The 14,496-nt window shown below is 73.3% G+C and carries 12 protein-coding genes and 1 riboswitch; of the genes, 5 read left to right on the forward strand and 7 right to left on the reverse strand.

The window, feature by feature from the left end; genetic code table 11:
• Positions 1-234: 234 nt before the first annotated feature.
• Together ACZ6EJ_RS08575 and thrC are read right to left on the reverse strand one after the other, a co-directional pair.
• A complete protein-coding gene (locus tag ACZ6EJ_RS08575; protein WP_469265468.1) occupies positions 235-513 on the reverse strand; it encodes a MoaD/ThiS family protein in 279 nt (92 codons plus the stop codon).
• A gap of 32 nt (positions 514-545) precedes the next feature.
• A complete protein-coding gene (gene thrC / locus ACZ6EJ_RS08580; RefSeq protein WP_469265470.1) occupies positions 546-1,838 on the reverse strand; it encodes a threonine synthase in 1,293 nt (430 codons plus the stop codon).
• An 18-nt stretch (positions 1,839-1,856) separates the two neighbouring features.
• A riboswitch (SAM riboswitch) is annotated at positions 1,857-1,984 on the reverse strand.
• A gap of 153 nt (positions 1,985-2,137) precedes the next feature.
• On the opposite strand from thrC, the gene ACZ6EJ_RS08585 reads away from it, so the two are divergent.
• Together ACZ6EJ_RS08585 and ACZ6EJ_RS08590 are read left to right on the forward strand one after the other, a co-directional pair.
• Positions 2,138-3,088: a glucosyl-3-phosphoglycerate synthase gene (locus ACZ6EJ_RS08585; protein ID WP_469265471.1), complete on the forward strand. Its 951-nt coding sequence runs from the start codon at positions 2,138-2,140 to the stop codon at positions 3,086-3,088.
• Positions 3,089-3,357: 269 nt separating this feature from the next.
• Positions 3,358-4,758, forward strand: a complete 1,401-nt coding sequence (locus tag ACZ6EJ_RS08590) for an alpha,alpha-trehalose-phosphate synthase (UDP-forming) (RefSeq protein WP_469265473.1) — start codon at positions 3,358-3,360, stop codon at positions 4,756-4,758.
• A 105-nt stretch (positions 4,759-4,863) separates the two neighbouring features.
• On the opposite strand, the gene otsB is transcribed toward ACZ6EJ_RS08590, so the two are convergent.
• From otsB to ACZ6EJ_RS08605, 3 genes are all read right to left on the reverse strand, one after another.
• Positions 4,864-5,715, reverse strand: coding sequence for a trehalose-phosphatase (gene otsB, locus ACZ6EJ_RS08595; protein WP_469265475.1), 852 nt, complete (start codon positions 5,713-5,715; stop codon positions 4,864-4,866).
• A 368-nt stretch (positions 5,716-6,083) separates the two neighbouring features.
• On the reverse strand, positions 6,084-6,398 hold the full coding sequence (locus ACZ6EJ_RS08600; RefSeq protein WP_469265476.1) for a DUF3263 domain-containing protein: 315 nt from the start codon (positions 6,396-6,398) through the stop codon (positions 6,084-6,086).
• 104 nt (positions 6,399-6,502) lie between these two features.
• Positions 6,503-7,780 carry an extracellular solute-binding protein gene (locus ACZ6EJ_RS08605; protein ID WP_469265478.1) on the reverse strand — a complete coding sequence of 426 codons (1,278 nt, stop codon included), beginning with the start codon at positions 7,778-7,780 and terminating at the stop codon, positions 6,503-6,505.
• Positions 7,781-8,212: 432 nt separating this feature from the next.
• Between ACZ6EJ_RS08605 and ACZ6EJ_RS08610 the strand changes: the two genes are divergently transcribed.
• From ACZ6EJ_RS08610 to ACZ6EJ_RS08620, 3 genes are all read left to right on the forward strand, one after another.
• Entirely contained in the window at positions 8,213-9,106 is an 894-nt protein-coding gene (locus ACZ6EJ_RS08610; RefSeq protein WP_469265640.1) for an ROK family protein, read from the forward strand.
• Complete coding sequence (gene nagA, locus ACZ6EJ_RS08615; RefSeq protein WP_469265479.1) at positions 9,106-10,263, forward strand: N-acetylglucosamine-6-phosphate deacetylase; 1,158 nt, start codon at positions 9,106-9,108, stop codon at positions 10,261-10,263. The genes ACZ6EJ_RS08610 and nagA overlap by 1 nt, the downstream gene beginning before the upstream one ends.
• A gap of 154 nt (positions 10,264-10,417) precedes the next feature.
• Positions 10,418-11,344: a 1-phosphofructokinase family hexose kinase gene (locus tag ACZ6EJ_RS08620; protein WP_469265481.1), complete on the forward strand. Its 927-nt coding sequence runs from the start codon at positions 10,418-10,420 to the stop codon at positions 11,342-11,344.
• Positions 11,345-11,564: 220 nt separating this feature from the next.
• On the opposite strand, the gene ACZ6EJ_RS08625 is transcribed toward ACZ6EJ_RS08620, so the two are convergent.
• Entirely contained in the window at positions 11,565-12,563 is a 999-nt protein-coding gene (locus ACZ6EJ_RS08625; RefSeq protein ID WP_469265483.1) for a carbohydrate-binding protein, read from the reverse strand.
• 143 nt (positions 12,564-12,706) lie between these two features.
• Positions 12,707-14,362, reverse strand: coding sequence for a diguanylate cyclase CdgB (gene cdgB / locus ACZ6EJ_RS08630; protein ID WP_469265485.1), 1,656 nt, complete (start codon positions 14,360-14,362; stop codon positions 12,707-12,709).
• Positions 14,363-14,496 lie beyond the last annotated feature (134 nt).

Genomic DNA, 14,496 nt, shown 5'->3' on the forward strand with positions numbered 1-14,496 from the left:
CAACTGTACCGCGCTCAACCATGCAGAATCGCCCCCTCCGCTTCTGGTGCGGAGGGGGCGATTTCTCGTACGGAGGGAACGGCCGCGACGCGCGCCGGGCGGCGACCCGGCGTACGCGGGGGCGCCACGGCTCACGCGGGGCCGGTCCGGTTCACGCGCGGGCGCGATGGGAAGGCTGGGGTGCGCGGGCCGCCGTGCGGCACCCCCCGTAGCGCGTCAGCAGCCCGTAGCGCGTCAGCAGCCGCCGGCGACGGCGGGGATGATCGAGATGCCCGCGCCGTCCGGCGTGGCCGTCTCCAGGCCGCCCTCGAAGCGCACGTCGTCGTCGTTGACGTACACGTTGACGAAGCGGCGCAGCTTGCCCTGGTCGTCGAGGACGCGGGCGGCGATGCCGGGGTGGTCCTTCTCCAGGGACTCGATGACCTCGGAGAGCTTCGCGCCCTCGGCGGTGACCTCGGCCTGCCCACCCGTGTACGTACGGAGGATGGTGGGGATGCGGACCTTGACGCTCATGCTGGTGCCCTTCTTCCTGCGGTCTGGGGTGGTCAGGCGGAGGCGAGGCCCGCGCTGCGGAACGCTTCCAGGCTCGGCTTGATGGTCGCCGTGGCCTGCGAGGTCGCGGAGACCGCGTCGAGCGTCTTGAGGCCGTCACCGGTGTTCAGCACGACGGTGGTGAGCGTCGGGTCGATCACGCCGGCCTCGATCAGCTTCTTGGTGACGCCGACCGTCACCCCGCCCGCCGTCTCGCCGAAGATGCCCTCGGTGCGCGCCAGCAGCTTGATCGCGTCGACGACCTGCTCGTCGGTCACGTCGTCCACCGCGCCGCCGGTGCGGCGGGCGATGTCGAGGACGTACGGGCCGTCCGCCGGGTTGCCGATGGCCAGGGACTTGGCGATGGTGTTCGGCTTCTGCGGGCGCACCACGTCGTGACCGGCCTTGAAGGCGGCGGAGACCGGGGAGCAGCCCTCGGCCTGGGCGCCGAAGATCCTGTACGGCCGGTCCTCGACCAGGCCCAGCTTGATCAGCTCCTGGAACCCCTTGTCGATCTTCGTCAACTGGGAGCCGGACGCGATCGGGACGACGATCTGGTCCGGCAGCCGCCAGCCGAGCTGCTCGCAGATCTCGTACGCCAGGGTCTTGGAGCCCTCGCCGTAGTACGGCCGGAGGTTGACGTTGACGAAGCCCCAGCCCTCGCCGAGCGGGTCGCCGATCAGCTCGGAGCAGAAGCGGTTGACGTCGTCGTAGTTGCCCTCGATGCCGACCAGTTCACCGCCGTACACGGCGGCCATGACGACCTTGCCCTGCTCCAGGTCGTGCGGGATGAACACGCAGGAGCGCAGTCCGGCGCGGGCGGCGGCGGCGCCGACGGCCCCGGCCAGGTTGCCCGTGGAGGAGCAGGACAGGGTGGTGAAACCGAAGGCGCGGGCGGCCTCGACGGCGATAGCGACGACGCGGTCCTTGAAGGAGTGCGTCGGGTTGCCGGAGTCGTCCTTCACGTACAGGCCGCCGGTGACGCCGAGTTCACGGGCGAGGTTGTCGGCCTTGACCAGCTTGGTGAAACCGGGGTTGAGGTTGGGCTTCTCCGCGACGTCCGCCGGGACGGGCAGGAGCGGGGCGTAGCGCCAGATGTTGTCCGGGCCGGCCTCGATGCGCCGGCGCAACTCCTCCGGGGAGCCGGTGGGCAGGTCGTACGCCACTTCCAGCGGGCCGAAACAGGAGGCGCAGGCGAAGATCGGGCCGAGTTCGAAGCGTTCTTTGCACTCGCGGCAGGAAAGCGCGGCGGCGGGTCCCAGATCCGGGGACGTGATGGTCTGACCTTCAACTGTCTGAACAGCCATGATGGCGGAGGCCCTCTCTCCTCATCTTCCTCACGACGCGTTTCGCCGCGAGACGGAATTGGCACCTTCCCCACCGTGACCTCGCGGTCGGCAGGAGGGTTGCCGGGACTTCAACGGGCCGTTCCCTCAGTCCCTCTGGATGAGCTGTGTGGCACGGGATCTTCGATCCCGGCGTTTGTGGGCGGTCCGACCCCGACATGCGAGGGTGATCCGCGTTGTTCAAGACTGTAACCGAAGCACTGGGCCGTTGAGATAGTCGTCCGTACGGCGAGATGGATCACACACAGGGAGTTCAGACCGTGCTCGAAGAGGTGGAACGCTGGTTGACCAGGCGTTCCTGGTCGTCCGCAGACCGCCCGCCCGCGCTGCTCGCCGACGTCCGGGACGCCGATCCCCGGCGTGCGTCGGTGAGCGTGGTGCTGCCCGCGCTGAACGAGGAGGCGACGGTCGGCGCGATCGTGGCGACGATCCGGCGCGAACTGATGGAGAAGGTCCGCCTCGTGGACGAGCTCGTGGTGATCGACTCCGGTTCCACCGACGCCACGGCCGCCGTCGCGCGGGCGGCGGGCGCACGGGTGGTCCACCGGGACGCGATCCTGCCCCGCATACCGGCCGTGCCCGGCAAGGGCGAGGTCCTGTGGCGCTCGCTCCTGGTGACCAGCGGGGAGATCGTCTGCTTCGTCGACGCCGACCTGCTGGACTTCTCGTCGGACTTCGTCTCCGGCACGGTGGGTCCGCTCATCACGGACCCCGGCGTCCAGTTCGTCAAGGCGATGTACGACCGCCCGCTCGGCGACAGCGCGGGCCAGGGCGGCCGGGTCACCGAGCTGGTGGCGCGTCCGCTGATCAACCTGCACTGGCCGCTGCTGGCCGGTTTCGTCCAGCCGCTGGGCGGCGAGTACGCGGTGCGCCGCTCGCTGCTGGAGCGGCTGCCGTTCCCGGTCGGTTACGGGGTGGAGCTGGGGCTCCTGGTGGACGCGCTGCACACCGTGGGCCTGGACGCGCTGGGCCAGGTGGACGTCGGCGTACGCAGACACCGCCACCAGGACGGCCGGGCGCTGGGCCGGATGGCGGCGACGATCTACCGCACCGCCCAGGTGCGGCTCTCGCGGGGCCACCTGGTGCGGCCGGTGCTGACGCAGTTCGAGCGGGAGGAGAGCGGCTTCGTCCCGCGCACCCACGCGGTGGACACCGAGGAGCGGCCCCCGATGCGGGAGATGGCGGAGTACGCGGAGCGACACGCGGCGTGAGGCGGGGCGGTCGGGGGCGGTCGGCGTGCGCCGCGTACGGGCGGAGGCGCGGGTGGCGCGCCGCGTACGGGCGGGGGCGCGGCACGATCGGGCGTACGCCGCAGGCGGGACCGGCGCGGGCAGAACGCTGACGCGGACGAGCACGGCGTCGCGGGCGGGACCCGGCGCGGGCGGGAACGCCGCCCCGGACCGGCACGGCGGCGCGGGCGGTGGCTTCCGCCGCAGGTAATCGCGTTTGACGGCTTCCCTTACGGGCTAGGTTCCGCTACATGGTCTCTGAGCTCGCCGAACCCGCAGCCCCCGCCACCGCCCAGGTCCTGGTCGCGTCCAACCGCGGCCCGGTCTCGTACACGCTCGGTGAGGACGGTTCGCTCGACGCCAAGCGCGGCGGCGGCGGACTCGTCTCGGGTCTGAGCGCCGTCGACGACAAGCTGTGGGTCTGCGCGGCCCTCGGGGACGGGGACCGCGAGGCGGTGCGGCGCGGGGTCGGGGAGCCGGGCGTCCGGATGCTCGACATCGACGCGGAGGTGCACGCCGACGCCTACAACGGCATCGCGAACTCCGTGCTGTGGTTCGTCCACCACCTGCTCTACCAGACCCCGGTGGAGCCGGTCTTCGACGCGGAGTTCCGGCGGCAGTGGGCCTCGTACGAGGCGTACAACCGGGCCTTCGCGCAGGCGCTGGCCGAGGAGGCGGGCCCCGGAGCGGCGGTCCTGGTGCAGGACTACCACCTGACCCTGGTGCCCGGAATGCTCCGCGAGCTCCGCCCCGACCTGCGGATCGGCCACTTCTCGCACACCCCGTGGGCTCCCGTCGACTACTTCCGGCTGCTTCCCGACGACATCGGCGAGCAGGTGCTGCGCGGCATCCTCGGGGCGGACCGGGCGGCGTTCCTGACCCGCCGCTGGGCGGACGCGTTCATCAACTGCTGCACGGAGATCCTGGGCGGGACCGGCCGCACCCGCATCGGCGTGCACGGACTCGGCGCGGACGCCGACTTCCTGCGGCGGCGCTCGCACGAGGCGGACGTCGACGAGCGGATGGCGGCGCTGCGGGAGCAGGTGGGCGAGGGCCGCAAGACCATCGTCCGGGTGGACCGCACCGAGCTGTCCAAGAACATCGTGCGCGGCCTGCACGCGTACCGGACGCTCCTGGAGACCCACCCCGAGTGGCGCGAACGCGTCGTCCACGTGGCCTTCGCCTACCCCTCCCGCCAGGACCTCCCCGTCTACCGGGACTACACGGCGGCGGTGCAGAGCCTGGCCACCGAGATCAACGGGGAGTACGGCACGGAGAGCTGGACGCCCGTGGTGCTCCACGTCAACGACGACTTCGCCCGCTCGCTGGCCGCGTACCGGCTGGCGGACGTGGCCCTGGTCAACCCGATCCGCGACGGCATGAACCTGGTCGCCAAGGAGGTCCCCGTCGTCTCGGACGAGGGCTGCGCGCTGGTCCTGTCACGGGAGGCGGGGGCCTACGAGGAGCTGGGCGAGGACGCGATCGTCGTGAACCCGTACGACGTGACGGGCACGGCCGAGGCCCTGCACGAGGCGCTGACGATGAGCGCGGACGAACGCTCCCGGCGCTCCGAGCGCCTGGCCGAGGCGGCGACCGCCCTGCCCCCGCAGCAGTGGTTCCTGGACCAGCTCGACGCGCTGCGCAAGGACTGAGTCCGGCCGGACGGAACAGCCCCGGCCCCCCGCGCACTCCGGGGGGCCGGGGCTGTTTGCCGTCATCCGACCGGTCACACCCGGTCGGTCAGGGGCATATCTCGGTCACATCCGGTCGGCCAGCGCCGCCAGGAGGGCGACGACCGCGGCCGGGCCGGGGACCGCCAGGTCGGCGCGTTCGGCCAGCTCGGGCACCTCGGTGCTGCCGCTGCACACCAGCAGGCCGGGGACGCCGTCCGGGGACGCCGTCCGCAGCTCCTCCACCGCGGCGAACGCGGCGAGGTCCCCGAGGTCGTCGCCCGCGTACAGAACGGACCGGGCGTCCCGCTCCCGTACGAACGTCTTGAGCGCGACGCCCTTGTCCACGCCGGGCGGACGCAACTCCAGGACCAAGCGGCCCGGTTCGACGATCAGCCCGTGCGCGGCGGCCAGGGCGTCCAGCGGCCCGCGCAGCGTCTCGAACGCCGCCTGCGGGTCGTCGGCGCGCCGGGTGTGGACGGCGACGGCCCGCCCCTTGTCCTCCACCCACGCCCCGTGGGAGACGCCGAACTCCTCCAGTACGCCGGGGAGTTCGGCCCGTACGGCGTCGACGCCCGGATGCGGGGCGGGGGCGCTGACGGTGCCGGTCCCGGCGTCCCAGCGCTCGGCGCCGTAGTGGCCGAGGACGACGAGGCCCTCCAGACCGGGGACCCCCGCGAAGCCCCCGTTGCGCACGGCGACCTCGGCGGGGCGGCCGGTGATCACGGCTACGGCGGCGACCTTCGGGGCGAGCGCGGCGAGCGCGGTCACCGCGCCGGCATGGGCGCGGGCCTGCTCGGGGTCCGGGACGATGTCGGCGAGGGTGCCGTCGAAGTCGAGCGCGATCACCGCGCGGTCGGGCCGGTCCAGCAGGGCCTTCAGCCCCTCGCGGCCGGCGGGGGTGGCCGGGTTCGGCAGAGTTTCCGGGTGACTGGCCATGCGCCGAGCTTATCGGGTGGCCGCCCGCGAGGGGCGGGGCCGGGCCTCCGCCCCCGTACCGCCACCGGGGCCGCCGGGACCGTCGCGGCCACCGCCGGAGGCGGGCGCAGAGGCCCTTCGCTGGGGGCTCAGGTCGGGCCTGGGCCGGGGGCCGAGGTCGGGCGGTCGGGTCCGGTTCGGCGGCGATCATCGCCGGAGGGGCCGAGAGGCCGGGAGACCAGGGCCTGGAGGCCGGCTCGCGTGCAGCCTCCGAGGGCGCCCGGACCGCCACGACCGCCGCGGGAAGCCGGGGCGGGAAGCCGGGGCCAGGAGGCGGGGCCGGAGCCCCAGGCTCGTCGCCGCAGGCCCGGAGCCGTCAGCCGCCCCGTTCAGCGGCGGTCGCGCTTCGCCGCGCGCACTCTGCGCAGCCGGTTGACCGTGACCGGGTCCTCCCGCAGCGCCCGCTCGTCCTCGATCAGCGCGTTCAGCAGTTGGTAGTAGCGGACCGGCGAGATCCCCAGCTCCTCGCGGATCGCCCGCTCCTTCGCGCCCGGCCCCGACCAGGGCCGCCGCTCCAGGGCCAGCAGCGCCCGGTCCCGCTCGGACAGCTCGGCCGGGTCCGGGGCGGGCTCGGGGCCGGGCTCGGGCGCCGGTTCGGCGTCGGGGGCGGGGTCGGATGCTGCTCCGGGGTCGGGGGCGGTCATGTCAACCAACCTAACGCCCGCCCCCGACACCGCATCCGGGGTGCGCCGCCCGGCCGCCCGCCCCGCGACCGCCGCTCCGCCGCCTCCGGCCCGCCCCCCGACCGCTACTCCGCCGCCTCCGCCCGCGTCGCCTCGGCGGATATCCCGCCGAGCACGCTCTCCGGGTTGCTGCCCGGCGCGACCGCCCCGCCGATGTTCTTCTTGATCGCGTCGCTCACGGCGGCCCACGACGTCTTGCCGAACGGCGGCAGCGTCGAGTTCGGCAGGGCCGCCAGGAACTTGCGCATCTTGCGGTGCTTCTCGTCCGCCTCCATCGCGGCGGAGGCGCTGCCGGTGACCGGCAGCATGGTGTACTCCTCGGCGAAGTCGAGCACGTTCCGGTCCGAGTAGACGAAGTCGAGGAACGTGCCGATCTCCTTGCGGTGGCCGTTCTGCTTGAAGCCCATCATCCAGTCGGCGACGCCCATCGAGCCCTTGGTCGGCCCGTCGACGCCGGGCAGCGGCACCATGCCGACCTTGACGCCCTCGGCCTCGGCCTTGTTCATCAGCGTGGGGTGGCCGTTGAGCATCCCGACCTCGCCCTCGGTGAACGCCGCGAACGCCTTCTCCCGGTCGAGTCGGTCCGGGGGGACGGGGCCGGTCAGGCCCTTGCCGACCAGGTTGTCCCGCAGCCAGCGCAGCGTGGCGACGTTGGCCGCCGAGTCGATGTCGTACGCGCCGACCTCGTCGGTGTAGCCGCCGCCCCCGCTGAGCAGCCACATCAGGGTCTCGGCCTGCGCCTCCTCCTGGCCGAGCGGCAGGGCGAAGGGGTAGGCGACGCCCTTGGCCTTCAGCGCGGTGGCGGCGGCCAGGATGTCGCCCCAGGTCTCGGGGGCCTCCAGGCCCGCCCGGTCGAAGAGCTTCTCGTTGTAGAACAGCAGCCGGGTGCTGGCGACGAAGGGGAGCCCGTACAGCGTGCCGTCGATCTTGCCCGCGTCGGTCAGCGACGGCAGGAAGTTCGCCGTGGTGCGGATGGCGAGGGTCTCGTCGGCGGTGTAGAGCTTGCCGTCCTTGGCGTAGTTCGCGTACGCGCCGATCTGGGCGACGTCCGGGGCCTTGCCGGCCTCGACCATCTCGGCGACCTCGCGGTCGACGTCCTTCCAGGCGTAGACGCTGACGTCGACCTTGATGCCGGGGTGCTCCTTCTCGAAGGCGGCCGCGACCCGGCTCCAGTACTTCTCGGAGGTGTTGGACGGCCCCGTGCCGTAGTCGGCGGCGACCAGCTTCAGGGTCACACCGCCCGAGCCGCTGTCACCGCCGCAGCCCGACAAGGTCACTGCCATCGCCAGCGCGGCCACCGCCGCGGTCAGACTCGTCAAACGCCGCTGCACAGCCTCGCCCATCCTCGTTGATCGTCTCTGCCCTGGTCGGCGTGTCCGGCGTGCTCGTGCGGCCGTCCTCGTCGTGACCGCGCCACCCTGCCCCGACATCGTCCGGATGAACGACGATTTTCCCCCATTGGCGAACCGGCGGTCTACACCACTGGAGTATCGCTTCGGCAACGCACACGCGCCCCGGCGGTGACAACTGGCGTACGCGCCCTGGTAGTCAGGGGCTCCGCACCGTATGTTGGTCCAGACCTTTATCCCCGTTTCCCCTCGGGGCGGGGTGTCGATTCCCTCCCTTCTCGGGAGGTAAGCGGCACGGTCCACTGCGCCCATCATTTTGTATGGATGCGCAACAAACCGCGCTAGTGGACTAGACCTTTTGGGGGTCGGCGGGCGAAACTGTCTCCCGTGAGACATGTCATCGCCCTCGATGTGGGCGGCACCGCAATGAAGGCCGCGCTGGTCGGGGCCGACGGCACGCTGCTCCACGAGGCGCGGCGGGCCACCGGCCGCGAGCGCGGCCCCGACGCGGTCGTCGAGTCGATCCTCGCGTTCGCGGCGGATCTGCGCCGCCACGGCGAGGAGCACTTCGGCGAGAGCGCCGTCGCGGCCGGGGTCGCCGTGCCCGGCATCGTCGACGCCGAGACGGGGACCGCGGTGTACGCCGCCAACCTGGGCTGGCACGACGTACCGCTCCGGGCCCTCCTGCGCGGCCGCCTCGGCGACATCCCGGTCGCCCTCGGCCACGACGTCCGCACCGGCGGGCTCGCCGAGGGCCGCATCGGGGCCGGGCGGGGAGCGGACCGCTTCCTCTTCGTCCCGCTGGGCACCGGCATCGCCGGGGCCATCGGCATCGGGGGGACCATCGAGGCGGGCGCCCACGGGTACGCGGGTGAGATCGGGCACATCGTGGTCCGCTGGGACGGGCCGGAGTGCGGCTGCGGCCAGCGCGGCTGCCTGGAGACCCTGGCCTCCGCCGCCGCCGTGACACGGGCCTGGGCCGCCGCCTCCGGCATCCCCGACACGGACGCCGCGGACTGCGCGAAGGCCGTCGAGGCGGGCGACCCGGCGGCCGTCCGGGTCTGGGCGGACGCGGTCGACGCGCTCGCCGCCGGGCTCGTCACCGCGCTCACCCTGCTGGACCCCCGCACGCTCATCATCGGTGGCGGGCTCGCCGAGGCCGGGGAAACCTTGTTCACACCACTGCGTGCGGCCGTCGAGGAACGCGTCACGTTCCAGAAGCTGCCCCACATCGTCCCGGCGGCCCTCGGGGACACCGCCGGATGCCTGGGCGCAGGGCTGCTCGCCTGGGATCTACTCTCCACGGAGGTTTCCGCCTGATGGCCGGACGCGCAGCAGACAGCACCGTTCTCGCGGGCGGACGGGTGGTGCTGCCCACCGGCACCGTCGAGGACGGCCGGGTGACCGTCGAGGGCGCCCGGATCGCGGCCGACGCGCCGGAGGGCGCCCGGATCGTGGACCTCACCGGCCACTGGGTGGTCCCCGGCTTCGTGGACATGCACAACCACGGCGGCGGCGGGGCCTCCTTCACCTCCGGCACCGTCGACGAGGTCCTCACCGGCATCCGCACGCACCGCGAGCACGGCACCACCACCCTGGTCGCCTCCATGGTCACCGGCGAGATGGACTTCCTCGCCGAACGCGCCGGCATCCTCTCCGAGCTGGTCGAACAGGGCGACCTGACCGGCATCCACTTCGAGGGCCCGTTCATCTCGCCGTGCCGCAAGGGCGCCCACAGCGAGCAGCTTCTGCGCTACCCCGACCCGGCCGAGGTCGGCAGGCTGGTGGACGCGGCGCGCGGCGCCGCCCGCATGGTCACCCTCGCCACCGAGCTGCCCGGCGGCCTGGACTCCGTACGGCTGCTCGCCGAGCGCGGGGTCATCGCCGCGATCGGCCACACCGACGCGACGTACGACCAGACCGTCCTGGCGATCGACGCGGGCGCGACCGTCGCCACCCACCTGTTCAACGCCATGCCCCCGCTCGCCCACCGCGAGCCCGGTCCGATCGCCGCCCTCCTGGAGGACGACCGGATCACCGTCGAGCTGATCAACGACGGCACGCACCTGCACCCGGCCGTCCTGGAGATGGCCTACCGCCACAAGGGCGCCGACCGGGTCGCGCTGATCACCGACGCGATGGACGCCGCCGGCTTCGGCGACGGGGAGTACCAGCTCGGCCCGCTCGCGGTCGAGGTCCGCGACGGGGTCGCCCGGCTGGTGGAGGGCGGCTCCATCGCCGGCTCCACCCTCACCCTGGACACCGCCTTCCGGCGGGCCGTCACCGTCGACCGGATTCCCGTCGAGGACGTCGTCCGCTCCATCTCCGCCAACCCCGCCCGGCTGCTCGGCGTGGACGACCGGGTCGGTTCGCTGGAACCCGGCAAGGACGCCGACCTGGTCGTGCTCGACGAGGACTTCGTCCTCAAGGGCGTCATGCGCCGGGGCGAGTGGATCGTCGAGCCCAAGACGGCCTGACCCGCCGGGCGTCCGCGCCCGGACCCCTCCCGCGTGGCGGGGCGGCGGCCGACCCCCGGTACGGGGTCGGCCGCCCCTCCTTTGGCATGATCACCTGCGCGCCGCACACGGGTGCGGGCCGTGGGAGCCACGGACCGAGGGAGGGACGGCACAGGTGATCCTGACCGTCACGCTGAACGCGGCGCTCGACGTGGCCCACACCGTCGACGCGCTCGTCCCCCACACCACGCACCGGGTCGGCGAGGTGGCCGAACGCCCCGGCGGCGCGGGCCTCGGCGTCGCACGGATCCTCGCCGCGCTCGGCCACGAGAGCGTCGTCACCGGCTTCGCCGGCGGCCCCACCGGCGACGTCCTGCGCTCCCTGCTCGCCCCGCTGCCGCCGCGCGACGCCCTGGTGCCCGTCGCCGGGAACACCCGCCGGACCCTGACGGTCACCGACCGGTCCACCGGCGGCGCCACCCGGCTCGACGAGCCCGGACCGCAGGTGAGCCCCGCCGAGTGGGCCGCCTTCCTGCGCACCTACGAGGACCTCCTCGCCTCCGCCGACGCGGTCGCCCTCTGCGGCGGCCTGCCGCCCGGCATCCACGTCGGCGCGTACGCGGAACTCGTCCGCACCGCCCGCGCCGCCGCCGTCCCCGTCCTGCTGGACACCGCCGGCGAACCGCTGCGCCGGGGCATCGCCGCCCGCCCCGACCTGGTCAAGCCGAACGCGGAGGAACTGGCCCGGCTGACCGGCTACCGCGAGCCGCTGCCCGCCGCCGGGGACGCCCGCCGCCGGGGGGCCCACGCCGTGGTCGCGTCCCTGGGGCCCCAGGGCCTGCTCGCCGTCACCCCCCGGGGCCTCTGGCGGGCCGCCCCGCCCGCCGCCGTGCGCGGCAACCCGACCGGCGCGGGCGACGCGGCGGTGGCGGGGCTGCTGTCCGCGCTGGTCGAGGGGGCGGACTGGCCGGACCGGCTGGCGCGCGCGGCGGCCCTGGCCGCGGCGACGGTGCTCGCCCCGGCGGCCGGCGCGTTCGACGCGGCGGCCTACGCGGAGCTGCTGCCGCGCGTCGTCGTGGAGCCGTGCACGCCTACGCCCTGACCACCGGGGCGGTGGTCAGGGCGTAGGTCCTACGGATCACGGCCGTCGGTCGCGTCCGGAGGCGGGCGTGCGCCCGGCGCATGTGCCCGGAGGCGCGCGCCTGCCGAACGTGTCCGGGGACCGTGCTCGCCGGACGTGTCCGGGGAGCCGTGCCCGCCGGGTGCGTCCTGTCTGCCGTGCTTGCCTTCTGCGCCTGCCGGACGGATGCGAGCGCTCGCGCCTACCGGATGTGTCCGGCCTTCAGCTCCAACTGGTCGAGGTTGGCGTCGCACGCGTCGCCCGTCTCGCACGAGAGCTTGAGCGTGTTCGAGCCCTTGTCGAGCTGGACGTAGGCGAACGTGTTCGTCCAGCCCTTCGACAGGTCGCCCTCGGGGGCCTGCGCGAAGTTCTTCATGTTGATGGAGCGGGGCGCCTGCGCGTTGACCGTCAGGGTCGTCTTCGCGTCCTTGCCGGGCACGCCGTACGTCACGTACAGGGTGTACGCGCCGGCCTCGGGGACCTCGACCGTCCAGGTGGCGGACCGGCCGACCTCGTTGAGGTTGATGTAGTTGCCGTTCGCGCCCTTGGCGCCCGCGACCGAGTTGTCCAGGGAGGCCGTGCCGCCCAGGGTCAGCGTCGCCGCGTCCTGCTTCGGCAGCTCGACCGGCTTCGGGGTCTTCTCGGGCTTCTTCTCCGGCTTCTCGGTCTCCTGGACCTCGTCGGACGGGCCCTGCGTGGAGGCTGCCTCGTTCTTCTTGTCGCCCTTGTCGCCGTCCTCGCCCGTGAGCAGCGCGGCGCCGATGCCTATGAGGACCACCGCGACCACGGCGACCGCCGCGATCAGCAGCGCCTTGGTATTCGGTCCACCGCGACCGGGGGCGCCGTGGCCGCCCTGCGCCGGGGCGTGCGCGGAGGGCGCGCCGCCGGGGTACGTCTCGGGGGCGGCGTACTGCGCGGTGGGCCGGCCGTGCTGCTGCGGGGGGTAGCCGTAGCCGCCCTGCTGGGGCGGGTAGCCGTACCCCCCCTGCTGCGGGGCGGCCTGCTGCCCGTACTGGCGCTCGCCCACGGCCCGCACCTGGTTGTACGACGTTCTGGGCACGCCCGGCTGGGGGGCGGGACCCGGATAGCCGTAGCCGCCCTGACCTGGCGGCTGCGCGCCCGCCGCCTGTCCGTCCGCGTACAGGTAGCCGAACGGATCGTCGTCCTCGGGCTTGCTCGCGCCGTTGTTCCCGGCCGTCATCCCTGGGTCACTCCTCACCATGTCGCCAGCCGTCGCCGACCGGCCGAGCCTACCTCGAACGGAGCAGAGCCCGAATTGCGCTCACCCCCCTCGGGAGGCCCCGAAGAACGGGCACGGCGTGCCGGAGGAACCGGCCGTGAACGTCAACCGGCTCTGCGGTGAACCTTCGAACGGGACCGCTTCTCCACGTACATCCGCTGGTCCGCGGAGCGCAGCACCTCTTCCACCGTCATGCCGCACTCGGCCCACCCGATGCCGAAGCTGGCGCCGACCCGGACGGCCCGGCCATCGACCCTGATGGGCGGAATGATGGCATTTCTCAAGCGTACGGCCAGGTCAGCGGCGTCCGCGGCGCCGAGGCCGTCGGCGAGGACGACGAATTCGTCACCTCCGAGCCGGGCGACGGTGTCGCCGTCGCGCACGCAGGCCCCCAGCCGCCGGGCGACCTCGATGAGCACGGCGTCCCCGGTGTGGTGCCCGAAGCGGTCGTTGATGGACTTGAATCCGTCCAGGTCGCAGAAGAGGACCGCGAGCCCCTTCGTCCCGTCGTCGCGCTCCGGGTCGGGGGCGACCGCGTGCACGTGGTGGTCGTAGAGGCCGCCGCCGGGGATCTGCTCCCCCTCGTACGCGTCCAGGGCGCTGCCGTGGGTCAGGGACGACTCGACGTCCCCGTACGCCGCGTCCAGCGCCTCGATCGCGGTGGTGGCCGGGGAGTAGGGGCGCTCGCAGATCCGGTCGCTGAGCCGCGACTTCAGCTCGGCGCTGTTGGGCAGCCCGGTCAGGGCGTCGTGGGAGGCGCGGTGGGCGAGGTTCAGTTCGAGGCGCTTGCGCTCCTCGATGTCCTCGACGTGGGTGAGCAGGAAGCGCGGTCCGTCGGCGGTGTCCGCGACCACCGAGTTGCGCAGCGAGACCCAGAGGTACGTGCCGTCCCGGCGGCTCAGCCGCAGCTCGGCCCGGCCGCCCTCGGCGGAGGTCCGCAGCAGGGTGCCGATGTCCTCGGGGTGGACCAGGTCCGCGAAGGAGTAGCGGCGCAGCATGGAGGCGGGGCGGCCCAGCAGCCGGCACAGGGCGTCGTTGGTGCGCAGCAGGCGGCCGTGCTGGTCGCCGCCCATCTCCGCGACGGCCATGCCGCTGGGCGCGTACTCGAAGGCCTGGCGGAAGGACTCCTCGCTGGCCCGCAGCGCCTGCTGCTCCCGCTCCAGGCGGACCAGGGCGCGCTGCATGTTGGCGCGCAGCCGGGCGTTGCTGATCGCGATGGCGGCCTGGGAGGCGTACATCCGCAGCGCTTCGCGCCCCCACGCGCCGGGGCGGCGCCCGTTGCGCGGCCGGTCCACGGAGAGGACGCCGAGGAGGTCCTGCCCGCCGCCGGAGGCGTGCATCGGGGCGTAGAGCCGGTCCAGCGGATGCCACTCGTCCTCGAAGCGGGGCTCGGGCCCCTCGGTGTGCCACTGGGGCACGTCGTCGTCGAGCAGCACCCAGCCCTCGGTGTGCGGGATGAACCGGATCCCGTCCCAGTCCTCGCCCATGGACAGCCGGCGCTCCCAGGAGGCGCGGGGGCCGACGCGCCCGGTGATCAGGGCCTCGGCGGTCTCGTTGCCCGCGAAGGCGGCGATGACGAGGTCCCCGTCGGGCCGGACGAGGTTGACGCAGCCCAGCTCGTACCCGAGCCCGGTGACGATGCCGTCGGCCACGCTCTGCAGGGTGTCCGCCAGGCTCCGCGCCGTGTTGAGATCAGCGACGGCCTGATGCAGCCGCCGCATGGTCGCCAGGCGGACGTACGGCTCCGACTCGGCCTCCATTGCTCGCACTCCCCGAGACCTCGACAGCAACTCCAGGTTTCATATCGACGTACTTGTTGCAGTGTCACGGCCACTGAATCACAGTGAGCTGTGCACCCGGTACACAGGGTCAGCAGAAAATGGACTCTGTGACC

The sequence above is a fragment of the Streptomyces sp. NPDC041970 genome (assembly GCF_055588985.1).